Annotated in this window: 22 protein-coding genes; 15 read left to right on the forward strand and 7 right to left on the reverse strand. The window is 67.6% G+C overall.

Annotation, left to right across the window (positions count from 1 at the left end; translation table 11 throughout):
- Nucleotides 1–187: 187 nt before the first annotated feature.
- Both A5646_RS03910 and A5646_RS03915 read left to right on the forward strand, forming a co-directional pair.
- Entirely contained in the window at nt 188–1,930 is a 1,743-nt protein-coding gene (locus A5646_RS03910) for a molybdopterin-dependent oxidoreductase (RefSeq protein ID WP_067019995.1), read from the forward strand.
- A 101-nt stretch (nt 1,931–2,031) separates the two neighbouring features.
- Nucleotides 2,032–2,301, forward strand: coding sequence for a hypothetical protein (locus tag A5646_RS03915; RefSeq protein WP_067019998.1), 270 nt, complete (start codon nt 2,032–2,034; stop codon nt 2,299–2,301).
- Between the two features lie 21 nt (nt 2,302–2,322).
- Here the strand turns inward: A5646_RS03915 and A5646_RS03920 are convergent, their stop codons facing one another.
- Nucleotides 2,323–2,751, reverse strand: a complete 429-nt coding sequence (locus A5646_RS03920; protein WP_197498191.1) for an SRPBCC family protein — start codon at nt 2,749–2,751, stop codon at nt 2,323–2,325.
- Between the two features lie 106 nt (nt 2,752–2,857).
- Nucleotides 2,858–3,415, reverse strand: coding sequence for a hypothetical protein (locus tag A5646_RS03925; protein WP_066880707.1), 558 nt, complete (start codon nt 3,413–3,415; stop codon nt 2,858–2,860).
- 227 nt (nt 3,416–3,642) lie between these two features.
- Between A5646_RS03925 and A5646_RS03930 the strand changes: the two genes are divergently transcribed.
- The gene (locus A5646_RS03930) at nt 3,643–5,475 is read left to right on the forward strand and encodes a DUF4407 domain-containing protein (protein ID WP_067020001.1); all 1,833 of its coding nucleotides are present in this window, start codon (nt 3,643–3,645) and stop codon (nt 5,473–5,475) included.
- Between the two features lie 15 nt (nt 5,476–5,490).
- Here the strand turns inward: A5646_RS03930 and A5646_RS03935 are convergent, their stop codons facing one another.
- The 4 genes from A5646_RS03935 to A5646_RS03950 all read right to left on the reverse strand — a co-directional run bounded on the left by A5646_RS03935 (nt 5,491) and on the right by A5646_RS03950 (nt 9,245).
- Nucleotides 5,491–6,315 (reverse strand): SAM-dependent methyltransferase, encoded by an 825-nt coding sequence (locus A5646_RS03935; RefSeq protein WP_067020004.1) that lies wholly within the window; start codon nt 6,313–6,315, stop codon nt 5,491–5,493.
- A gap of 7 nt (nt 6,316–6,322) precedes the next feature.
- Nucleotides 6,323–7,198 carry an AraC family transcriptional regulator gene (locus A5646_RS03940; protein ID WP_231998232.1) on the reverse strand — a complete coding sequence of 292 codons (876 nt, stop codon included), beginning with the start codon at nt 7,196–7,198 and terminating at the stop codon, nt 6,323–6,325.
- A 245-nt stretch (nt 7,199–7,443) separates the two neighbouring features.
- Nucleotides 7,444–7,731: an ANTAR domain-containing protein gene (locus A5646_RS03945; RefSeq protein ID WP_066861389.1), complete on the reverse strand. Its 288-nt coding sequence runs from the start codon at nt 7,729–7,731 to the stop codon at nt 7,444–7,446.
- 257 nt (nt 7,732–7,988) lie between these two features.
- Complete coding sequence (locus tag A5646_RS03950) at nt 7,989–9,245, reverse strand: CaiB/BaiF CoA transferase family protein (protein ID WP_369806905.1); 1,257 nt, start codon at nt 9,243–9,245, stop codon at nt 7,989–7,991.
- Between the two features lie 257 nt (nt 9,246–9,502).
- Between A5646_RS03950 and A5646_RS03955 the strand changes: the two genes are divergently transcribed.
- The 8 genes from A5646_RS03955 to A5646_RS03990 all read left to right on the forward strand — a co-directional run bounded on the left by A5646_RS03955 (nt 9,503) and on the right by A5646_RS03990 (nt 18,182).
- On the forward strand, nt 9,503–10,366 hold the full coding sequence (locus tag A5646_RS03955; RefSeq protein WP_067020007.1) for a mycofactocin-coupled SDR family oxidoreductase: 864 nt from the start codon (nt 9,503–9,505) through the stop codon (nt 10,364–10,366).
- Between the two features lie 43 nt (nt 10,367–10,409).
- Nucleotides 10,410–11,390, forward strand: a complete 981-nt coding sequence (locus A5646_RS03960; protein WP_066880697.1) for a thiamine pyrophosphate-dependent dehydrogenase E1 component subunit alpha — start codon at nt 10,410–10,412, stop codon at nt 11,388–11,390.
- 3 nt (nt 11,391–11,393) lie between these two features.
- Nucleotides 11,394–12,392, forward strand: coding sequence for an alpha-ketoacid dehydrogenase subunit beta (locus A5646_RS03965; protein WP_066861377.1), 999 nt, complete (start codon nt 11,394–11,396; stop codon nt 12,390–12,392).
- Nucleotides 12,385–12,621 (forward strand): biotin/lipoyl-containing protein, encoded by a 237-nt coding sequence (locus tag A5646_RS03970; RefSeq protein WP_066880693.1) that lies wholly within the window; start codon nt 12,385–12,387, stop codon nt 12,619–12,621. The genes A5646_RS03965 and A5646_RS03970 overlap by 8 nt, the downstream gene beginning before the upstream one ends.
- A 19-nt stretch (nt 12,622–12,640) precedes the next feature.
- A complete protein-coding gene (locus A5646_RS03975; RefSeq protein ID WP_066861372.1) occupies nt 12,641–13,513 on the forward strand; it encodes an enoyl-CoA hydratase-related protein in 873 nt (290 codons plus the stop codon).
- 7 nt (nt 13,514–13,520) lie between these two features.
- Nucleotides 13,521–15,050, forward strand: a complete 1,530-nt coding sequence (locus tag A5646_RS03980) for an acyl-CoA synthetase (RefSeq protein WP_067020009.1) — start codon at nt 13,521–13,523, stop codon at nt 15,048–15,050.
- Nucleotides 15,051–15,126: 76 nt separating this feature from the next.
- Nucleotides 15,127–16,476 carry an aromatic ring-hydroxylating dioxygenase subunit alpha gene (locus A5646_RS03985; protein WP_231998007.1) on the forward strand — a complete coding sequence of 450 codons (1,350 nt, stop codon included), beginning with the start codon at nt 15,127–15,129 and terminating at the stop codon, nt 16,474–16,476.
- The gene (locus A5646_RS03990; protein WP_067020012.1) at nt 16,473–18,182 is read left to right on the forward strand and encodes an FAD-binding protein; all 1,710 of its coding nucleotides are present in this window, start codon (nt 16,473–16,475) and stop codon (nt 18,180–18,182) included. Before A5646_RS03985 ends, A5646_RS03990 begins: the two co-directional genes overlap by 4 nt.
- Here A5646_RS03990 and A5646_RS03995 read toward each other — a convergent pair.
- A complete protein-coding gene (locus A5646_RS03995; RefSeq protein WP_067020021.1) occupies nt 18,179–19,018 on the reverse strand; it encodes an enoyl-CoA hydratase-related protein in 840 nt (279 codons plus the stop codon). The two genes, A5646_RS03990 and A5646_RS03995, sit on opposite strands and share 4 nt — an antisense overlap.
- Before the next feature lie 104 nt (nt 19,019–19,122).
- On the opposite strand from A5646_RS03995, the gene A5646_RS04000 reads away from it, so the two are divergent.
- The 4 genes from A5646_RS04000 to A5646_RS04015 form a co-directional block, all read left to right on the forward strand.
- Nucleotides 19,123–19,983 carry an SH3-like domain-containing protein gene (locus A5646_RS04000; protein WP_066861356.1) on the forward strand — a complete coding sequence of 287 codons (861 nt, stop codon included), beginning with the start codon at nt 19,123–19,125 and terminating at the stop codon, nt 19,981–19,983.
- Complete coding sequence (scnC, locus tag A5646_RS04005) at nt 19,980–20,702, forward strand: thiocyanate hydrolase subunit gamma (RefSeq protein WP_067020015.1); 723 nt, start codon at nt 19,980–19,982, stop codon at nt 20,700–20,702. Before A5646_RS04000 ends, scnC begins: the two co-directional genes overlap by 4 nt.
- 14 nt (nt 20,703–20,716) lie before the next feature.
- A complete protein-coding gene (locus A5646_RS04010) occupies nt 20,717–21,067 on the forward strand; it encodes an SH3-like domain-containing protein (protein WP_066861350.1) in 351 nt (116 codons plus the stop codon).
- A gap of 274 nt (nt 21,068–21,341) precedes the next feature.
- On the forward strand, nt 21,342–22,068 hold a 727-nt coding region (locus tag A5646_RS04015), incomplete at its 3' end, for a DEAD/DEAH box helicase (protein ID WP_156765508.1).

Genomic DNA, 22,068 nt, shown 5'->3' on the forward strand with positions numbered 1-22,068 from the left:
GCGCGCTCGACGCGTGCATCGGAGTTCCGCCGCCCTGATCCGGGCCGCGACCAGAGCCTTCGTTCCCGATTGACTCCAATTAATCCAGGTGCGTTCGTGTAATTTCGGCCGCGTGACCAACACCGTTGATTCCGCGGGGACCGGTGGAGGGCGGGCAGCGCAGGGCGGCTCGGTATCGACCCTGGCAGTGGGCACGCCGCTGACGTCCATCCCGGACTACCGCAACGAGATACACACCGCCGAAGACGTCATCGATGTGGAGCATTACGGTGGCGGCTTCGATCTCACCAGGCGGGCCACCGCCCCCAAACTGCGCATCGGCCGCGACCGATGGTTCAACCTGCTCTGGTTGATCCCCATCGGCTTTGCCGTGCTGATCGCCGGGATCGCGGTCGGCAAAGGCTTGCACAACATGCCGGCGGTGCAGTCGTTCATCCACCGCTACCCCGGCTCGGACAGCGCCGGCATCCCCCCGGGACTGCCCGCCTGGATCGGCTGGACGCACTTCTTCAACCTCTTCATGATGATGTTCATCATCAGGACGGGGATCCAGATCCTCTGCGATCATCCCCGGCTCTACTTCAGCCGCAACGCCACCCCTGGCAAGGACGAGTGGCTGCGGGTGGGTCCGCCCGTTCCGGACGACGAGCTGTGGACCGCCAACGCCGACACCGTCGCGTTGCCACCGCAATTGGGGCTGCCCGGGTTCCGGCACTCCATCGGCCTGGCCCGCTGGTGGCATCTGGGCGTCGACGTCCTGTGGCTGGTCAACGGGGCCGTCTTCTACGTGCTGCTGTTCGCCACCGGACAGTGGCGCCACATCGTGCCGACCAGCTGGGACGTCTTCCCCAACGCGGCGTCGGTGGCCATTCAGTACCTGTCGCTGGACTGGCCCACCGATAACGGCTGGGTCGCCTACAACGGCCTGCAGCTGCTGTCGTACTTCACCACCGTGTTCATCGCCGCCCCGGCCGCGCTGATCACCGGTCTGGGAATGTCGCCCGCGCTGTCCCAGCGGGTCCACTGGCTCAGCAAGCGGCTGAGCATTCAGCACGCGCGGTCCCTGCATTTCGTGGTGCTGGTCTATTTCCTGTTCTTCATCCTGGTGCACGTCACCATGGTTCTGACCACCGAGGCACTGCGAAACCTCAACCACATGTTCGCTTCGCGCGACGACAACAGCTGGGTCGGCTTCGGCATCTTCGCTGCGGCCATGGTGCTGACCGCGATCGCGTGGGTTTGGGCCACTCCCTTCACCATTCGCCACCCGCGCGTGGTGCAGCGGGTCGGCTACGCGCTGGTGGGTCCCTTCCAACGGATGCTCGAGCAGTTGGATCCCAAGCCCGGCGCCTTCACCGAGAAGGACATCTCGCCGCACCACTGGCGTAACGGGCGCCTGCCCGAGACCGTCGAGTACAAGGAACTGGAGCGAGACGACTTCAAGGACTGGCGTCTCAAGGTCTACGGCCTGGTCGAGCACCCGATGGAGTTCTCCCTCGAGGACTTGATGGCGCTGCCCTATCACGAGCAGATCAGCCAGCACTTCTGCATTCAGGCGTGGTCGGGCGTCGCCAAATGGGGTGGCGTGCAGATGAAGACGATCATGGACATCGTCAAACCGCTCCCGGAAGCGAAGTGGGCGGTCTTTTATTCGATGGGTCTGGGCGCCACGGGCGGCATCTATTACAACGCCCATCACATCGGCCAGATGGACCACCACATGACGATGCTGGCCTACAACATGAACGACCAGCAGCTGCCTTACATGCACGGTAGGCCGCTGCGGCTGCGCAACGAATTGCAGCACGGCTTCAAGCTGGTGAAGTGGATCAAGGGCATCGAGTTCGTCGCCGACTACCACGACATCGGTAGCGGTTATGGCGGCTACAGCGAAGACCACAAGTACTTCGGCCGCCACCAGACGCTCTAGGCGTATCGCGCGTCACCTCCGCCAAGTCGTTTGTCCCGATAGCCCGTTGGGTAGCTCCAAGAGATCGGGCCGAAACTCCAAGTGACAGCAGAGGAGACGCCATGAGCCACCACCCTGTCGACCATGGTCGGACCGCTGACCCGCACACGGGTGGGTCGCGGCAAACGCCCGGGCTGCTGGTGGTCGCGGCGGCCGCGTTGGCGTTCGTCGCATGTGTGGCCAACTTCGCTCTGGGTCAGGCCGGCGCCGGGGTTGCCGCCGCGATCGTCGCGATGCTCGCCTTCGGCGCCGGTTTGTCGTGGCTTGCCATGGACCGCAGGCGAATTCGCGACGCCGAGCGGCATTGGATGATCAGCCACCCGGCGCGCTAGCGCCGGACCCCGCGGGGGCGGTTATTGCAGGGTAGCCAGGTTGTTGACGGATTTCTGCACGTCGGACCGCAGCACCCGGGCGACCAGTCCCCCGACCGGCCCGCTGAGCAGACCGCCACCGAGGTCGGCGGTGAGGTGGAACGTTGATCCGGGATGATTGTCGGTGACGGTCATCGCCACCGTGAGGCGGATACCGCCGCGGCCGCGGCCCTGCAGCTCAATCGCTTTCGGCTCGTCGTAGCGGGTGACCTCCCAGTGGATCACGTTGCGGAAACCCTTGACCTTGACACACGACGAGACGCAGGTGCCCTTCTCGATGGTGTCGGGCACCGGCCCGCGCCACCCGGCGAAAATCGTCATCCACTCGTCGAATCGGTCCAGGTCGGACGCCAGCTTCCACGCCGCTTCCGGTTCCACCTGCGACGACACCGACACATCTACGCGAGCCAACGTCTTCCTCCCCTGGCGATCGGCAGCGCCGTCGCCCACCGGCGACCGACGCACAACCCTGACTGGGTACCCCGACGGCCTCGGGCGTATTCGTGGGCTCGGCCGGTCAGGGCCAGGCCTGCTCCAGCTGCTGGGCCACGTCGATGATTTGCGCCGCCTGCGACTGGGGCGCGTCGATCTCGGCGGCGACGTACTGGGCGATGAAACGCCGAATCTCACCGTCCACGCCCGCCAGGATCCGCAGCACCTCGCCACGGATCGAGTTCGACGAGACATTGACGGTGATGTCGGACGGCCGCGGTTTGGCCACGTCGACGATCAGCAGCAGCGGTTCTGCCGCGCGCGCCGTCGCCCGCAACTGAATGTCTCCGGAAACCACGAAACGCGGCTTGTCGAGCCATAAATCGATCAGCAGATCGATGGACAGTGGGATGTGGATGACGAAGGTGATGGTGTCGCCCAGCCGGCGCGTGACCCGGGGCTCCTGAATCTTGACGTTGGCACTGACCTTGGCGATCCCGCCCGGCCCCTGCGCGATCGGCTCCATGGCGAACTCGCTGCCGGCGATGTCGGCGAACGCCGCGGCGACACGCTCGGGAGTGACGGCGACCTCGAAGAACCTGCGGCCGAACTCCTCGTAGGTGACATAATCGTGATTCGTCATAGGCTTATACCGTCTCATGTCACCTGCCAGAACGGTCGCTGATCTGCTCGCGTCGCAGGAATTCCGCGTCAGGTGCCTCCTCGTTGGACCGGCGGATGCGAGCGATGCGCGGCCGGCGATCCGCGTCGGTTCCGCGGGTCTGTGAAGCGCGCCACAGGCGGGGCGCTTCGATTCGAAGTGTCGGGCGGTGGCCTGCGAGGCTTGATGGTGGAGGTGTTTTCAGTCTTATGCCCCAGGAAGTGATCGAGCAGCCATCGGGCCTGGCCCGGGCGGCGGGGATGCTCATCTGGCTCGGCGGCGGGCACCGGCGCGAGCTGGGCGAGCGTCACGAACGGTCCGCTCACGCGGTCGCCGGCGCCGTCACGCTGTCCGGTGCGATGCTGGCCTGGCTGGTCGCGACGCTCGCGGTCACCGGCTCGACCCCCTGGCCGCTGCCGGCGGTGGTGCCCGCCACCTTGGTCTTCGGTGTGCTGGTCGGCGCCATCGGCCGCGCCACCATCCCGGGGCCCGGCCGGAGTCGCGCTGGTGTCATTGGACGCGTCGCGGTGGCGGCGGCGGTCGGCGTCGTGGTCGGTGAACTCGCGGCGCTCGTTCTGCTGTCCAGCTCGATCGCCCACCGGCTCGACGAACGGGCGTTGCGCCACGCCGAATCGGCCCCGGCCGTGGCGCGGGCAGCGGCGGCCCTGCAGCAGACCAGGGACGCCCGCACGGCACTCGACAACACCGTCGCGGCGGCCCGCGACCGTCAGGACAAGGCCTTGGTCGTCGCCCGCTGCGAATACCACCCCACCCCCGGCTGCCCGCAGACCCGGATCACCGGCGATCCCGGTGCCGGGCCCGAAACACGCACGGCCAACGAGCTTCTCGGCGATGCCCAGCACGAATTGGACACCGCCCTCGCCGCGCGCGACGGCCGCGCACCAGGGCTGGACGCCACGATCTCGCGACAGGAGCTGGCGCTACGTGACGCGCGGGACGGTGTCGCGGCGGACGCCGACCGCGGCCTGGGCGCGCGCTGGGTGGCGATGAACGACCTGACCGCGGCCGACGCCGGGGCGATGAGCCTGCGGCTGTTGACGATCGGGGCCTGCGTGTTGCTCTACCTGGCGCCGCTGATCCTGGGGTGCTGGCGTGGCGAGACCACGCACGATCGCCGCACCACCTCGCGGGCCGAGCGCGAACGCGCCGAACTCGACGCGGACACCGCCATCGCGATCAAACGGGCCGAGGTGCGGCGGGAGGCCGAAATCCTGTGGGCCGAGCACCAATTGACACAGGCCCGGCTTGCCGTCGAGGCGCAGACCCAGATCGACCGTGAGCAGCAACGCCGGCGGGTTTCCGAAGCCCTGGATGCTCCGGTGCACGCGCCGTCGCAGCGCGAGTTCGAGCCGGGCGACGACGACGTGTACCTGCCGATCGCCGCCGAAGCCGAGGCGGCCAGCCGGGCCATCACCCGACTGCCCACGCCGGAGCCCGCCGCCGGCTTGGCCGGTCCCGAGACCGACCTTCCGGAGCATCTGCCCGCGCCGGAGCCGTGGGGCGGCGCGGTCGAGCAACACCAAGAACGCCATGCGCCGTTGATCCCGTCGATTCCGGACGCCACCAAGGCCGCCGCCCGCTGGATCCGCCCGCTGGTGCCGCCGTTCGTGGCCAAGGTGATCGACACCACCACCCAGCCGCTACGCACCGCGCGCCAGGTGTTCGAAGGCGTCCTCGAGGAAACCGAAGAGATCACGTTCACCCTCAAGCGCACCCGCAAGGTGGCGATCAGCTCTGAGGCCTCCGACACCCGGCCGTCCGATCACCCCGCCGACACCGAAACACCCTCGGGCCGGGCGGAATTCGTCACCTCATCGCGACACCACCCCGCCGAGCGGGCGCAGCGCCGGGTGTCCGGGCGCGGGTCGGGCGCGTCCCTGCCGGGACGGTCCGCCCCTGACGCCGAGCGCCTGTCGGTCCCGCCCGCGGATCGCGACCGGCGGCGGGCGCTGACGAAGCGAGACGGTCCGCCGGAATTGGGCCCGCCCGACGGTCCGCGTGAGCTGCCGCCGCCCAAATAGCCCGCCGCTGTCGCGCTAGGACTTCGTCGCCTCGACGAAGTAGCCGCGCGGTACGCCGGGCACCTTCAGCGGGACGGCCGGATGATCCCAGCGATTCCACCTCGCGCCGGGCTCGGCGACGTCGGTGACCTCCGCCATCCAGCCGTGCCGCTCGATCAGGGTAGCCGGCGCGTCGGTGCCGAACGTCCACGGCGCGCCGCTGCGCCGCATGTACTCGAGGGTTGGTTGCATGAAGTCCGCCTCCAGCAGCGCCGTGCCGACCAGGTCGTAGCAGACACGCGAACCCGGCGCGGACAACGCATCTATTCGGGCGAACAAGACGTCGACGTCGGCGGCGTCGAGGTACTGCAGCAGGCCTTCGACCAGCCACGCGGCCGGGGCGTCCGAGGAAAACCCTTCAGAGATCAGGGCTTTCGGCCAGTCGTCAGCCAGGTCGACGCCCACCGGGACGCGACGGCAGCGGGGACGCTCACCGGCGAGCCGTTGATCCTTGATTCTGATCACCTGCGGCTGGTCGACTTCGTAGACGGTGGTGGCGGGGCGCCACGGCAGCCGGTAAGCACGCGCATCCATGCCCGCCCCGAGGATCACCACCTGCGCAATGCCGTCCGACTCCGCCCTCTGCAATGCCTCGTCCCAGAACCGCGTGCGGATGGCGATCTGCGGCGAGGACGCGCCCGTCTTCGCGGCGGCCCGGGCGAGCAACGCGCGACCTTCCGCGCCGGCCAGGCGGTCGGCGAACGGGTCGGTGAAGAGCCGGTCCGGGCGCTTGGATTCCTCGGCGCGCATCGCAGCGACCAGAAATCCGGTGTCCGCTACGGCTTGTCTGGTTTCCTCCATGTGGTCATCATCTGCGCCCCGAACCGGGCGGTCTTGGATTTTTGCGCCGCTCGAACGGAACGTGGCTCGGCAACAGGATTCGCCGCCGCCGGTAGGACGTCGGCGTCATTCCACTGAACGCGCGAAACTCCCGCACCAGATGGGATTGGTCGAAGTAGCCCAGGTCGGCCGCGATGCGGGCGCCGCCGCCGGCGTCCTCGCCCAGTCGCCTCAGCGCCGCCTGGAATCGGCGAGCGCGGGCGAACTCCTTTGGCGCCAAACCCACCTCGGCGCGAAACAGCGCGACGAGCCGCTTGCTCGACAATCCCGTCAGGCGGCGGAGTTCGGCCAACCGCACCGAGGGATCGGCCTCGATGGCCGCCAACGCGGCGCCCAGGCTCGGCTGTCTCGACGAGCCCATCCGCGAGAGCATGAATCGCTCGAGCAGGGCGAACCTGGCCGGGATCGACGGCGCCTCGATCAGGCGCTCGTGCAATTCGCGTCCCGCACCACCCCAGATCTCGTCGACGCCGACGGGCGCGCCGGCCAAGTCACCCAGCGACATGCCCAGAAACGGAAAAGCGCCACCGGGCCGGAAATGGATGGCCATGACGGGCTCGTCGGCCGCGATGTCCGACACATAGGACACGTTCTGCGGTCCGGTGAGGAACGCGGGCGGAACACGCTCTTCGGTCGTGCCGTCCGCGGCATAGAAGTCCAGCCGCTGCCGGGGGCCGACGTCGAAGACGACCGTCACGGCGCCGCGTGGCAGCGCCCGGCTCCGGTAGCTGCTGCCGCGGTGCAGCCAATGCCCGAAGAATTCGATGTGGTCGGCCAGTGGACCGCGCGGACGGTGCAGCCTGGGCCCGGGACCCGTCGGCCGCCCACGCTCGATTGCGGACACGACGAGAATTCTCGCACTCGACGCCGGCTCAGCGGAGCAGGGTGATCACGTAGTCCGGATCGGGGCCGGACCGCTCGCGGCACGGCTCATCCGTGGGCGCCGCAACCCCCTCGTCCGCGTCGGCCACTGCAGCCGCAGCCCGAGGGCGCCACCCTCCGAACGCGCTTTCGGGCCGATGTTTTTGTGGTTGGAGGCGGCCGGGTTACCCCTCGAAAGCTCGGCCGCCCCAACGTCTTGGTGCGCGCTCAGCAGGTAAGCGCGCGGGATTTGAACAGCGCGCCCCATTCGCGGCGGGCCGCGGACTGGGCGTCGACGAAGCTCGGGGTCTTCTCGCCGTCACCCGCCAGGTGGACCAATGCCCACGCCATGGCGAATACCGGTACCTTGTGCCGGATTGCCGCGCTGTGCAACTCGTCCAGTGCGGCGTCGGACGGACACCGGCGAAGACCGATGAGGATGCCCCGCGCGGTGTCGAGAATGCGGCCGGAGTTCGGGCCGCACGAAGTTTGGGCGGGAACCCAGTTCGTCGTCATGCTGTTGATACCTCCTGCTGCGCCCTGGTGAAACCGCTACTCGCATAGCGGCAGGAATCCGTGCGCGTCGTCGCGGCCGCAAATCCCCAAAAGGCGCCCTGTGCAATGATTTGCGGATCCGTCGCGTTGTGCCAGTCCACCACTGACATTGATACCCGGCTGTGACCGTTTCGGGATCGGTTGCTCATAGCGAAATTCGCGACCCGTGGTATCGAAACCGGCTGTGAAACAGCACAATTAGCGACCGACCGGGCCACCTACAGAATCGCCTTGGACTCCTTCGCCTTGGCGATGTCGTCCCAGCCGATGTCGAGCTCCAGCAGAATCTCCTCGGTGTGCTGGCCGTGTTCGGGGGCGCGCGCCGGAGACGGTGGCGTCTCGTTGAATTGCACTGGGGCCGCGACGATTCGGTACTTCTCCCCGCGGTCGTCGACGTTCGTCACCACATAGCCGTTGGGTTCGACCTGCGGGTCGTTGAGGGTTTCCCGCGGAGTCGCCAGCGCACCCCACACGCCGGGTTCGGCCGCGAGCACCGCCTGCCAGTGCGCGAGGTCATGGCCGGCAAACGTATTCGCCAGCAGCTCGGTCGCGGCGGCCGCATTGGCGATCAGGTTGGCCGACGGCACGAATCGGTCATCGTCGGCCAGTTCCGCCAGCCCGATGCGCCGGCAGAAGCCCGCCCAGAATTTGTCCGGCTGCAAGAACACCAGCTGGATCCACCTGCCGTCTTTCGTCTTGTACCGGTTGACCAACGGGTTGATGGCCAGGCCGGGCGGCGCACCGGGGATCCCGTCGATGTCGAAGAAGTCGGCCGCGCAGATGGATGGCGCTATCGACCACATCGCCTGCGCCAGCAGCGAAGAGTCGACGATCGTCGGTTCGCCCGTACGTTCCCGGTGGAACAGCGCGGCGCAGACGCCGCCGGCCAGCGTCGCCCCGCCCTGCAGGTCACCGAAGCCGGGCCCCTGGACCGCCGGCGTCTCGCTGCCGAAGGGTGTCAGCGTGTAGGCGACCCCGCCGCGCGCCAGATAGGTTGCGGCGTCGAAGCCGCCGCGGTCGCGATCGGGGCCGCGGACGCCCAGGCCGGTGCCGCGCGCGATGATGATGTTCGGGTTGAACGAGCGGACGTCCTCGACGGTCAGCCGGGCCCGTTCGAGCGCGCCGGGCAACCAATTGGTCAAGAACACATCGGCACTGGCCAATAGCCGGCCGAACAACTCGCGACCCGTTTCCGATTTGACGTCGATGGCGATGCTGCGCTTGCCGCGGTTGCCCAGTTCGAGAATGAAGTCGGCATCCGGACGGGCCGCTTGCCGGGTGAACCCGCCGACCACCAGCGCCCGTCCGGGGTCACCGGAGGCGACGCCTTCGACCTTGATGACGTCGGCACCCCAGTCCGCCAGCGCGGCCCCGGCCGAGGGCACATAGGTCCAGGACGCCAGCTCGACGACCCGCACCCCGCGCAGGACGCCGCCGTGCACGTCAGACATCGCCAACCCCCTCGTCGCGGCCATTCCTTGCTATTTTAGATATTCTAGCTAGTCTTGGTCGTAGTGATAGCCCATCTGCAGGTCAGCGCGGTTTTTCGGGGAAGAGATGCGATGCAGCCGACCGAAGGTCTCGTTGCGACGCCCGCCGCGGTGACCGCGCGCCGTCCCGCGGCGCGGGCGGGTGAGCGGTCGCAAGGTTCCCGCTTCAGCTTCAGTGATGTCGACGAACGGCGTTGGGCGCCAACGCGGGTCGTGGTGTAGACACGGACGAAGGACGGGCGATGGGCAGGGTGACGGGCAAGGTGGCCGTGATTAGCGGGGCCGCGCGCGGGCAGGGCCGTTCACACGCGCGGATGCTGGCCGCCGAAGGTGCGGACGTCATCGCCGTGGACATCTGCGCCGACATCGACACCAACGAGTATCCCCTGGCGCGCCCCGAGGACCTGGATGAGACGGCGCGGCTGGTGGAAAAGGAGGGGCAGCGCGCGTACACCGCGGTCGCCGACGTCCGCGACCGTGTCGCGCTGTCGGCGGCCATCGACGCGGGCGTCGCCGAACTCGGGCACCTCGACGTCGTGGTGGCCAACGCCGGCATCTGCCCCCTGACCGCGGGGCTGCCCCCGAAGGCGTTCGCCGACGCGGTGGACGTGGACCTGGTCGGCGTGCTCACCCTGGTGCACGCCAGCCTCAAACACCTGCAGGCGGGCGCGTCGATCGTCGTCATCGGTTCCAACGCGGCCTTCATGTCGTCCCTGAACACCACCGGCATCGACGGCGGTCCAGGCGGAGCGGGCTACGCCTTCGCGAAACTGGCTGCCGCGCACTATGTCAACGACTTCGCCCTGGCGCTGGCGCCGTTTTCCATCCGGATGAACGCGGTGCACCCGACCAACGTCAACACCGACATGTTGCACAGCCCGCCGATGTACCGCGCCTTCCGCCCCGACCTGAAGGAGCCGACCCGCGAGGACGCCGAACCGATCTTCCCGTTCGTGCAGGCGATGCCCATCCCCTACGTCGAACCCGAGGACATCAGCGAGGCGGTGCTGTTCCTCGCGTCCGACGCCGCCCGCTATGTCACCGGACAGCAACTGCGCGTGGACGGCGGCGGCTTCCTCAAGGTCAAGCCATGGTCGGGCGCGTGACGGCGGTGGCACCGATCATCGTGCACCGCAACGGGGTTCGGCGATGACCGACAACTCCGAGATCCAGCGACGCCTCTACGAACTCATGGTGCTGATGAAGGCGGCCGACGACCGGCTGTCCAAGGGGATCGGCACCGGCGAGTTCATGTGCGTGTACTGGCCCTCCCGTGGGCAGGAGGCGATCGCCGCCGCGATGGGTGTCGCGCTGCGGCCCGACGATCAGCTGGTGACCACCTACCGTGGGTTGCACGATCTCATCGGCAAGGGAGTGCCGCTCGAGGAGATCTACGGCGAGATGATGGGCCGCACCGTCGGCGCCAGCCGGGGTAAGGGCGGCACCATGCACATCGCCAAACCCGAAGTGGGCGTGATGCTTTCGACCGGCATCGTCGGCGCCGGGCCGCCGGTGGCCGTGGGACTGGCGATGGCCGCCAAACGGAAGGGACTAGACCGTGTCACGGTGGTCAGCTTCGGCGACGGCGCCACCAACACCGGCTCCTTCCACGAAGCCGCCAACATGGCCGCGCTGTGGGACCTGCCCGTGGTCTTTGTGTGCCAGAACAACCAGTACGCCGAGATGACCCCGACCGGCGACACCATGAAGCTCGAGCGGGTGGCCGATCGGGCCGCCGGATACGGGATGCCGGGGGCGCGCGTCGACGGCAACGACCCGCTGGCGGTGCAGGCCGCGCTCGAGGACGCGCTGCAGCGGGCGCGCAGCGGCGGCGGGCCGACCCTCATCGAATGTGTGACGTTCCGCTTCCGCGGCCACTATTTCGGCGACCGCATGCCCTACATCCCCGCCGAGCAACTCGAAGCGGCCATGGCCGCCGATCCGGTGCCCCGGTTCCGCTGCCACCTCGCCGAGACGGGCGCCTGCCGCGACGACGAGCTGGACCGCATCGACAGCGAGGCGGTGGCGGCGGTGGAAGCCGCGCTGCGCACCGTCCTGGCCGCGGACGCGGCATCGATCGACGAGCTCGACCGCGACGTCTATGCGGCGGCCATCGGGTTTCCGGTGTAGGACATGGCCGATCAGGAGATGACGATGCGCGAGGCCCTCAACCTCGCGCTGGATCAGGCGCTCGAGGCCGACGAGCGGGTGTTCCTGCTCGGCGAGGACATCGCCGATCCCGGTGCGTCCGGTCCCACCGCGGGGTTGTCGACCAAATACGGTCACGAACGCGTGCTGGACACACCGATCTCGGAGGCCGCCATCCTGGGCGCGGCCATCGGCGCGGCCATCGACGGGCTGCTGCCGGTCGCCGAGATCATGATCATGGACTTCATCGGTATCGCCGCCGACCAATTGATCAACAACGCCGCCAAACTGCGGTTCATGACCGCCGGGCGCACGTCGGCGCCCATCACCGTGCGCACCCAGGTATACGCCGGACTGGCCACCGGTGCGACGCATTCGCAGAGCCTGGAGGCCTGGTTCATGCACGTCCCCGGGATGAAGGTGATCGTGCCGTCCACCCCGCGCGACGGCAAAGGCCTGTTGACGACGGCGATCTTCGACCCCGACCCCTGCCTGTTCGTCGAAACCATCCGGCTGCAGAGCAAGAAGGGGTTCGTGCCCGTCGATCCCGGCTTCTCGATCCCGCTGGGCCAGGCCGATATCAAGCGGCCCGGCACCGACGTGAGCCTGATCGGCTACGGACGCTGCGTGCACGACGCGCTTGCCGCGGCAGCCACCCTGGCCGAGCGGGGTGTCGATGCCGAAGTCGTCGATCTGCGCACCCTGGTGCCGCTTGACGTCGGGACCATCGTCGAATCCGTCCGGCGCACCCGCCGGGCCGTCATCGTGCACGACGCCGTCCAATTCGCCGGTCCCGGAGCCGAAATCGCCGCGATCCTGTCGACCGAGTTGTTCGGCGAACTCGCCGCACCCATCGAGCGGGTCGCCGCGCGATTCGTGCCCAACCCGGCCGCCGCCGCGCTCGAGGCACAGGTGTATCCGTCGCCGGCGCGCATCGTCGCAGCGGCGCAGCGCACCTGTCAGAAGGCGAAGGTGCATGGCTGACTTCATCATTCGCATCCCCCGGGTATCGGTGGCGGTGTCCGAGGCCGAACTCACCGGCCTGCTGGTCGACGCCGGCGAACACGTCGAGGAGGGCACGCCGATCTATGTGGTCGCCACCGAGAAGGTGGAACAGGAAATCGAAGCGGGGGCATCCGGCACCGTGCGCTGGACGGGTCAGGTCGGGACCACCTACGACATCGGCGCCGAAATCGGCGTCATCACGTCCTAACGAGGAAAGGTAGAGCCCGATGGATCTCAACGAGACCCGCGAGAGAATCATCTACGAAAAGGACGGCCCGATCGCCCGCGTCACGTTGAACTGGCCGGAGAAGGCCAACGCCCAGGACCAGAAGCTGGCCGAAGAGGTCGACGCCGCGCTGGCCGACGCCGACCGCGACTACGACATCAAGGTGCTGGTGCTCAAAGCCAACGGCAAGGGCTTCTGCTCCGGGCACGCCATCGGCAACAACGCCGTCGACTACCCGTCGTTCGTCGAGAACGCCATGGTGACCGGCCACCCGTGGAAGGCGCAGTCGGACCTGTTCGTCAAGCCGACGTTGAACCTGTGGGAGTTCTCCAAGCCCACCATCGCGCAGGTGCACGGCTACTGCGTGGGCGGCGGCACGCACCTGGGCCTGACCACCGACATCGTCATCGCCTCCGAGGACGCCTACTTCTCCTACCCGCCGCTGCAGGGCTTCGGCATGCCGTCGGGTGAATGTTCCATCGAGCCTTGGGTGTTCATGAACTGGCGCCGCGCCGCCTACTACCTGTTCACCGCGGAGGTGATCGACGCCCGGAAGGCGCTGGAGGTCGGCCTGGTCAACGAGGTGGTCAAGCGGGAGGACCTCGACGACCGCGTCGACGCGATCGCGCGCCACATCGCCCAGGCGCCGTTGACGACCCTGATGCTCACCAAGGCCAACCTCAAACGCGCCTGGGAACTGATGGGCATGCGGGTGCACTGGCAGAGCTCCAACGACCTCGTCGCGCTGGCCTCCATCAGCAAGGACGTGCAACAGCTGATCCAGACCGTGTTCAAGGACAAGGTGCTGCCCTCCGAGCACGCCCGCCGCCAGGCCGCGGCCGCCGCCCAGACCGACGGCGCCGCAACAACTTAGGCCCCTGGTGAACATCGCCGACCACGCGATCGCCGCCGCACAGTCGCCGGCCCTGATCAGCGACGGCGGTACGATCTCGTTCGGCGAACTGCATGCCCGCAGCAAGCGGGTGGCCGCCGCGTTGCACGGGGCGGGGTTGCGACGCGGCGATGGCGTGGCGCTGGTGCTGCCCAACCGGCCGGAGTTTCTCGAGATCACCTGGGGCGCTCAGCTTTCCGGCCTCTACTACACCGCGGTGAACACCCATTTCCTGCCCGACGAGGTCAGCTATGTCATCGACGATTCGGACGCCAAGGCGGTGTTCGTCGATGCCGCGATGCCCGAACTGGCCGCGCACATCGGTGCCGCCCATGCCGCGGTGGTCGCCCGCTTTTCGGTCGGTGGCGCGCTGCCGGGCTGGCAGTCCTACGACGACGCGCTGGCGACGGCCGGCGAGGCCCCACCGGTGTCGGACGGGTCAGAGATGCTGTATTCGTCCGGGACCACCGGGCGGCCCAAGGCGGTGCGGCGACCGCTTCCCGCCGACGGCAACGGATCCTGGGCGCAGTCGGTGCTCGAGCTCGCGCTCATTCACAAATACGGAATGGACTCCTCGAGCGTGTACCTGTCCCCCGCGCCGCTGTATCACGCGGCCGGCGTCAACTACACCATGGCGGCCAACCGGGTGGGCGCCGCGACCGTCCTCATGCCCAAATTCGACGCCGAGGCGGTGTTGCGCCTGATCGAGACCCACCGGGTGACCCACGCGCAGTTCGTCCCGACCATGTTCGTGCGCATGCTCAAGTTGCCCGAAGCCGTCCGGCGGCGCTACGACGTGTCGAGCCTGCGGTGCGTCATCCACGCGGCGGCACCGTGCCCGGTCGATGTGAAGCACCGGATGATGGACTGGTTCGGCCCGATCATCCACGAATACTACGGCGGCACAGAGGGTTTCGCGGGCACGACGATCGGGCCACGGGAGTGGCTCGACCATCCCGGTTCGGTGGGCATTCCGATGGCCCCGGTGCACGTGGTCGGCGAGGGCGGGCGGGAGCTTCCCGTCGGCCAATCCGGTGAACTCTATTTCGAGGGTGGACCGGACTTCGAATACTTCAAGGACCCCGCCAAGACCGCATCGGTGTCCAACGACCGCGGCTGGCGATCGCTCGGCGACATGGGCTATGTCGACGCCGACGGGTACCTGTACCTCACCGACCGCTCGACGTTCATGATCGTCTCCGGCGGGGTCAACATCTACCCGCAAGAGGTCGAGAATTTGCTCGTCATGCATCCGAAGCTGGTGGACGCGGCGGTGTTCGGGATCCCCAATGACGAATTCGGCGAAGAGGTCAAGGCCGTCGTGCAACCGGCCGACGGTGTCCTTCCCGGGCCGGAGCTGGAGGCAGAACTCATCGAGTACTGCCGGACCCGCCTGGCCGGGTACAAGTGCCCCCGCACCGTCGAGTTCGACGCCCTGCCGCGCGACCCGAACGGCAAGCTCTACAAGAGACGCATCCGCGACCGCTATTGGCAAGGGCGGGTGTCGCGGATCTTGTGATGTGACAAGGGATGACGAGATGGCTATAGGAATGGGCAACGAGATTTCCGACCCGCACACCCCCCGCGGGTCGGCGGTGAATTGGACGCCGCTACCGGTGCCGTGGGCGGTCCAGGCCGCCGATCGAATCCCCAAGCAGCGCTACTTCGATCCGGAGTTCTACGCGCTGGAGGCGCAGCTGTTCTGGCCCCGGGTGTGGCAGATGGCCTGCCGGCTCGAGGAGATCCCGAAGCCCGGCGACTACGTGGAGTACGAGATCCTCGATGACTCGATCATCGTGGTGCGCGTCGACCAGGACACCGTGCGCGCCTACCACAACGCCTGCCGGCATCGCGGCGTGAAGCTGGTGGAAGGCAACGGCAACCGGCGCACGTTCGTCTGCCCCTTCCACGGCTGGTGTTGGGGCATCGACGGGCGCAACACCTTCGTGCTGCGCCCCGAAGCGTTCGCCGAAGAGAACCTGCGTCCCGACGACCTGGAACTCGTCGCGGTGCGCTGCGAGCTCTGGGGTGGCTGCGCGTGGATCAACCTCGACGACGACGCACCGGCACTGCGCGACTGGATGGAACCGTTCGCCTCGATCTACGACGCGTGGCGGGTGGAGTCGCTGCGGGTGGAGTGGTGGCAATCGTGCCGGCTGCCGGTGAATTGGAAACTCGCGACCGCGGCGTTCATGGAGGGCTACCACGTCCCGCAGACCCATCCGCAGCTGCTGCCGTCGGCACAGACCGGACAGCCCTGCGCGGCAGTGCATCCCGTCGTCGCGAGCAGCCTGTATTTCATGCGCACGCTCGGCGCCGGCATGGGTGGCATGACGCACGAGAACGACATTCGCATCGCCGAAGGACTGCAGCACATCGAGTTGCCGGCCGACCCGGCCGCGGCGATGGCGGGGTGGCGCGACGCGCTCAACGACGCCGTCGTCAACTGGCATCGCGCCCGCGGCAGCACCATGCCCGACCTCAACGAGCTGGTTCGGCGCGGGATCACCGACGCGATCGGATTCGCCTTCCCGCACCACTTCATCCTGCCCACCTACAGCAGCGCCTCCTCGTACCGCATCCGCCCGCTGGGTCCCGAGGAGACGCTGTTCGAGATCTGGTCGCTGACCCGGTATCCCGCGGACGCGTCGGCCGGCAAGCCCACGCCTCCCGAACCCATGGCACCCGATGACCCGCGGTGGCCGCCCATCCCGGCCCAGGATTTCTCCAACCTGCCCCGACAGCAGAAGGGCCTGCATTCCAGGGGGTTTGACTTCATGCGGTTGTCGGATCAGATCGAGGGGCTGATCTCGAATTTCGAACGCGTCATCGACGGCTTCCTGGCCGGGCTGCCCTACACCACGCTGCTGCCCGCCATCGGAAAGACCAACACCACCATCGACGTACCGATCGTCGACCTCGGCTTCGGCGCGGCGGCGCGATGACCGGCCGGTGGGACCACTCGGTGGACCTGGTCATCGCGGGCAGCGGCGGGGGCGGCATGGTCGCCGGGCTGGCCGCACTGGACTGCGGCCTCGAACCGCTGATCATCGAAAAGCAGCCGCTGGTCGGCGGTTCGACGGGGCTGTCGGGCGGCATCGTGTGGCTGCCGAACAACCCGTTGATGCGCGCCGACGGCATCGCCGACTCCCATGAGGACGGCCTGGCCTACCTGGCCGACGTGGTCGGCGACATCGGCGCGCCCTCCTCACCCGAACGACGCGAAATGTTCCTCACCGCGGGCTTCGAAATGATCAACTTCCTCACCCGCAAGGGCGTGGCGCTGATCCGCTGCGCGGGCTGGAGCGACTACTACCCGAACCACAAGGGCGGCAACGCCTCCGGTCGCGCCGTCGAGGGCATCCCGTTCGACGCCGCGCGGCTCGGCGACTGGAGCGACAAGGTGCAGCCGCCGCTGGCCAAGAACTACGGATATGTGGTGCTGACCAACGAGTTACGGTCGGTCCAGTATTTCAACCGCGCACCGCGCGCCTTCGCCGTCGCGGCGCGGGTATTCCTGCGCACCGCGATCGCCCGGGCCCGGCGGCGTCAGCTCCTCACCAACGGCGCCTCGCTGATCGCCCAGATGCTCAAGGCGCTGATCGATCTCAGCGACGGTGATCCCCCGCTGTGGACACAAGCCGCGATGACGGATCTGGTCGTCGACGACGGCCGGGTGGTCGGCGTGCGCGTCGTCCGCGACGGACGGCCGCTGACCGTCGAGGCCCGCAAGGGAGTCCTGTTGGCCGCCGGCGGTTTCGGTCACAACGAGGAGATGCGCCGCCGCTACAGCGGCAACCAGCCCAACGAGGGGAAGTGGTCGATCGCCAACGCCGGTGACACCGGCGAGGTCCTCGCGGCGGCGATGCGACTGGGCGCGAAGACCGACCTGCTGGACGAGGCCTGGTGGCTGCCTTCGGTTTTCATCGCCAACGGCGGCGCCGTCGCCGCCTCGCTCGGTTCGGGACGCCAGCGTCCCGGTGCCATCTACGTCGACTCGACCGGGCGGCGGTTCTGCAACGAGTCCAACTCCTACGTCGAGGTCGGCAAGGCGATGTACGCCAACAAGGCGGTGCCGTGCTGGATGATCTTCGACGAGGGATACGTACGCAGATACGTCACGAGCGCAAGCCCCCTGAAAACCCTGAAGCGAAACCAGCCGCTGCCGGCCGAGCTGATCGAATCCGGTGCCGTCACCCGGGCGGCGAGCATCCCCGACCTCGCCCGCCAGATCGATCTTCCCGCCGACGAACTGGCGCGCACGATTCGGCGATTCAACCAATTCTCGGCCAAGGGGCTGGATCCCGACTTCGCCCGCGGCCAGTCCGCCTACAACGACTGCCTCGGCGACCCCGGCTATCGGCCGAACGCCGCCATCGGCCCGCTCGACACCGCCCCCTACTACGCAACCAGGGTGCTGCCGGCCGACGTCGGCACGTGCGGCGGCGTCATCACCAACGAACACGCGCAGGTTCTCGACCAACAGGACCGGGTGATCGAGGGTTTGTACGCCACCGGCAACACGACCGCGACGGTGATGGGCCGGACCTATCCCGGCGCCGGCGCGAGCATCGCCAGCTCGATGGTGTTCGGGTACGTCGCCGCGCGCCATGCCGCCGGACGCAAGATCGCCGGTGAGATGAGCCGCTAGGCGGGCGATTCGGGTTTGTCGACGAATTCGCGTGGCTTCATGCCGGACTGCATCAGCTCGGCGCGCCGCGCCTGCACGTCGGACGCGGCGCCGACCATGTTGGTCAGGATGTGGCTGACCTGAAGATGGACCCGCATGCCCATCAGTTCCCACGCGCGCTTCACGTTGTTCTTGACCGCCATCAGTGTGGTCAACGGGATTTGGGCGATCTTGCGCGCCATCTCCTCAACCGTGTCCTCGAGGTCGTCGCGCGGCACTACCCGGTTGAGCAGGCCCCACTCGAGCGCCTGTTGCGCGGTCAGGGTCGGCGCCAGCAGCAGCCAGTCCATGGTGCGATGCCAGTTCATCAGCAGCCACGGCTCGATCATGGTGTGGCCGCCGGGTTCGCCGAGGCTCTGGGCGAGCGGCATCTGGAAATACGCGTCCTCGGAGGCGACGCAGAAGTCGGTCAGCAGTCCGAGATAGATGCCACCGCCCATGCAGTAGCCGTGGATTTGCGAGATGGTCGGCTTGGGAAACTCCCACAGGTACAGCGTGGGCCACAAAAACAGATCGGCGGTGCCCTTGTAGAGGTCCTCGAACGTGTCCCCGAAATCCGGATACGGGTTTTCGTCCGGGCCCCAGCGCGCCACGTGGCCGCCGCAGAATCCCTTGCCGTTGGCCTTGAGGATGACGACCTTGATGTCCTTGTCGCGGTCGGCCTCGTGCAGGCAACTGTCGACCTCGCCGACCAGCACCGCGTCCTTGGTGTTGGCCTTGTCCACCCGGTTCAGAATGATCCGCGCAATCGGCGGTTCACGCTCATAAATGACCGCTTCCAGGACGCGCCGCTCCATTGCGGTGACGTTACCGGAGACGGCGACATTCGCTTTGCGGTTGCGCAATGTCCGCCGGAAGAGTGAAGTGTACGAAGGCGCTGGACTAGTCGAATGGAGCTGGGATGACGACTGCGTCGGACCGAGCCGCACAGCTCGACCTGATAGCCCGGCTGCAATCGTCCTACCCCGAGCTCCCCGACGCTCCCACGCCGGATCTCATTGACCACGAACGCTTCAACGCCTATGTCAAGACCCCCCACGACGTCGGCGGCGAGCCGGACGCTCCCATCGAGTTCGAGAACAAGCAGTACGAGATCTGGGAGCACAACACCTATGTGCTGTGCGAGGTGCTCGGCTGGCGCGGGATCTGGTTGTCCGAGGAACGACGCCGGATGGGCAACGTCGACCTGGGCCGCACCATCTACCTCGGACTGCCCTACTACGGGCGGTGGCTGCTTGCCGTCGCACGCGTCCTCGTCGAAAAGCACCACATCGGCCTCAGCGAATTGGCCGAACGCATGGCCGAGGTCAGGGCCCGCTATGCCGACGGCCTGCGCGGAAATCCCTTGCAGGCCAAGCCCAAGTCCGAAGGCGATCCCGCCGCCGTCTCACGCAACCGGCACCACCGCCACGCCGTCGGCAAAGGCGACCCGCAGGTGTACGCCGGACAGGCCGGCGCACCGAAGTTCAACGTCGGCGACAAGGTCGTGGTCCGCGATTTGCCGGTGTTGCTCTACACCCGCACGCAGGAGTACGTGCGTGGGGCGACGGGCGAGATCGCGGTCGTCTCGTACGAAAGCCCCGCCGCCGAGGACGAGACGTGGGACGCGCCGGACCAACAACCCGAATGGTTCTACATCGTTCGATTCACTATGTCCGAACTGTGGCCCGGCTACACCGGTCCCTTCCATGACTCGCTGCAGACTGAGCTTCCCGAGCGATGGCTGCAGGCGGCCGCGACCTCTGAAGGAACGTCATCATGACCGACCACGACCACGACCACGACCACGACCACGACCACGACCGTACGGCCGCGCCGATGGTGGACGAGATCACCGATTTCGAAGTCCTCGAGATCGCGCTTCGCGAATTGTGCATCGAGAAGGGCATTTTCACCGCCGAGGAACACCGCTTGATGACGGAGTACGCGGAACAAATCGGCCCCACGCCGGCCGCCCGCCTGGTGGCCCGGGCGTGGCTGGATCCCGACTTCAAGGAGTTGGTGCGCATCGATGCGCTGGCGGCCAGCAAGGAGGTCGGGGTCGACTGGCTGGAACCGACCGGGTTCGGAACGCCGAGTGACTTCACCGCCCTGCACGTGCTGGAAGACACCCCGACGCTGCATCACGTGATCGTCTGCACGCTGTGCTCGTGCTACCCGCGCCCGATTCTGGGCAACTCGCCGGAGTGGTACCGCACCCCTAACTATCGGCGCCGCATCGTGCGCTGGCCGCGGCAGGTGCTCGCGGAATTCGGCCTGATACTCCCGGCGGACGTCGAGATCCGGGTGGAAGACTCCAACCAGAAGCATCGGTTCATGGTGATGCCCGTCCGGCCGGACGGAACGCAGGGCTGGACCGAGGACCAACTCGTCGAAATAATCACGCGCGATTGCCTGATCGGCGTCGCGTTGCCCAAGCCGGGGGTGACCACCAACGCCGTCACCCAGACGCGCCCGGCCGTACACCCCGTCGGCGACTGACCCGGGGCGCATCGATGAGCATCGAACACTCCAGCATCGCGCCGCTGACGAAAATCGTTGAACGCAACCAGATTTGGAGCCGCATGGCGGCCAAACACGGCGTCGGCAACCCGGTGCCCCCGTGGCAGACGAGCCTGGACGGCATCTGCGATGCCCTCGATCAAAGTAATTGCGGGGCACAGGTACTCAGTTTCGCCGAGCGGCGCAGCGACGAGGACGCGCTGTCGGCAACCGTCTACGCGGGCCTGCCCTATCCGGAGAATCGGTTGGTGGCATTGGCGCACTCGCTGGTGGCGCGCGGCGTCATCGACGAAGACGAGCTGGCGGCGCGGCTGGCGGCCGTTCGTGCGCGGCTCGAAGAGTGAGCTACGCCATTTAGCCGTTCGGCGTCGCATACGCTACGCTGGCAGCAACGTTGGCTTCATGACACTGCATGCCAACACCGTCGTGGAACGCTTCCTCATCCCTCCGGTGCCAGCGAAAAGATCGCGCTTGTCACCTAGATGATCCGTGCATCGCGCACTAGCTTGTCTCGCGGCGATCGATTTTGCCATCCGGCAATCTCGCCACCTCGTGCCGATGCCGCGCGGCGTTCTCGCCTCCGGCGCGGCACCACCGATGCCCGAAAGGCACCGAAAAGTGACCACCAGTAAGACTTTCGCCGATCTCGGCGTGCGCACCCACCTGGTCGATGCGCTCGCCAAGCGCGGCCTCACCCATCCCTTCCCGATTCAAATCGAGACCCTGCCCGACACCCTGGCCGGTCGCGACGTGCTCGGTCGCGGCAAGACGGGCAGCGGCAAGACCCTGGCCTTCTCCATCCCGCTCGTCAGCCGCCTCGCGTCGGGCAGCCGGCGCCCCTCGCGGCCCTCGGGCCTGGTGCTGGCCCCCACCCGGGAGCTGGCGACGCAGATCACAGCGACGCTCGAGCCACTGGCGAATGCCGCCGGCCTGCGGATCACCACGATCTTCGGCGGCGTCTCGCAAAGCCGCCAGGTGGCCGCGCTGAAGTCCGGCGTCGACATCGTGGTGGCCTGCCCGGGCCGGCTCGAGGACCTGATGAAGCAGCGGCTGATCAGCCTGGAATCCGTGCAGATCACCGTCATCGACGAGGCCGACCACATGGCCGATCTCGGCTTCCTGCCCGGCGTCACCCGGATCCTGGCCGCGACGTCGAAAGACGGCCAGCGACTGCTGTTTTCGGCCACCCTGGACAACGGCGTCGACAAGCTCGTACAGCGATTCCTGCGCAACGAGGTGCTGCACTCGGTCGACGAGCCCAACTCGCCGGTGCCCGAAATGACCCATCACGTCTTCCACGTCGCCAACGCCGAGGCCAAGAAAGAGGTGGTGCACCGGCTCGCCT

This window comes from Mycobacterium sp. 1245499.0, assembly GCF_001673615.1.
GTDB classification, from domain to species: Bacteria; Actinomycetota; Actinomycetes; order Mycobacteriales; family Mycobacteriaceae; genus Mycobacterium; species Mycobacterium europaeum_A.

Excerpts from the sequence above, each read along its gene's own strand:
- A5646_RS03930 (WP_067020001.1), top strand. The coding sequence starts at position 3,643 with ATGCCCCAGGAAGTGATCGAGCAGCCATCGGGCCTGGCCCGGGCGGCG.
- A5646_RS03970 (WP_066880693.1), top strand. The coding sequence starts at position 12,385 with ATGGCTGACTTCATCATTCGCATCCCCCGGGTATCGGTGGCGGTGTCC.
- A5646_RS03975 (WP_066861372.1), top strand. The coding sequence starts at position 12,641 with ATGGATCTCAACGAGACCCGCGAGAGAATCATCTACGAAAAGGACGGC.
- A5646_RS03950 (WP_369806905.1), bottom strand. The coding sequence starts at position 9,245 with ATGGCCGCGACGAGGGGGTTGGCGATGTCTGACGTGCACGGCGGCGTC.
- A5646_RS03945 (WP_066861389.1), bottom strand. The coding sequence starts at position 7,731 with ATGACGACGAACTGGGTTCCCGCCCAAACTTCGTGCGGCCCGAACTCC.
- A5646_RS03925 (WP_066880707.1), bottom strand. The coding sequence starts at position 3,415 with ATGACGAATCACGATTATGTCACCTACGAGGAGTTCGGCCGCAGGTTC.
- A5646_RS04010 (WP_066861350.1), top strand. The coding sequence starts at position 20,717 with ATGAGCATCGAACACTCCAGCATCGCGCCGCTGACGAAAATCGTTGAA.
- A5646_RS03915 (WP_067019998.1), top strand. The coding sequence starts at position 2,032 with ATGAGCCACCACCCTGTCGACCATGGTCGGACCGCTGACCCGCACACG.
- A5646_RS04000 (WP_066861356.1), top strand. The coding sequence starts at position 19,123 with ATGACGACTGCGTCGGACCGAGCCGCACAGCTCGACCTGATAGCCCGG.
- A5646_RS03965 (WP_066861377.1), top strand. The coding sequence starts at position 11,394 with ATGGCCGATCAGGAGATGACGATGCGCGAGGCCCTCAACCTCGCGCTG.
- scnC (WP_067020015.1), top strand. The coding sequence starts at position 19,980 with ATGACCGACCACGACCACGACCACGACCACGACCACGACCACGACCGT.
- A5646_RS03935 (WP_067020004.1), bottom strand. The coding sequence starts at position 6,315 with ATGGAGGAAACCAGACAAGCCGTAGCGGACACCGGATTTCTGGTCGCT.
- A5646_RS03960 (WP_066880697.1), top strand. The coding sequence starts at position 10,410 with ATGACCGACAACTCCGAGATCCAGCGACGCCTCTACGAACTCATGGTG.
- A5646_RS03955 (WP_067020007.1), top strand. The coding sequence starts at position 9,503 with ATGGGCAGGGTGACGGGCAAGGTGGCCGTGATTAGCGGGGCCGCGCGC.
- A5646_RS03990 (WP_067020012.1), top strand. The coding sequence starts at position 16,473 with ATGACCGGCCGGTGGGACCACTCGGTGGACCTGGTCATCGCGGGCAGC.
- A5646_RS03995 (WP_067020021.1), bottom strand. The coding sequence starts at position 19,018 with ATGGAGCGGCGCGTCCTGGAAGCGGTCATTTATGAGCGTGAACCGCCG.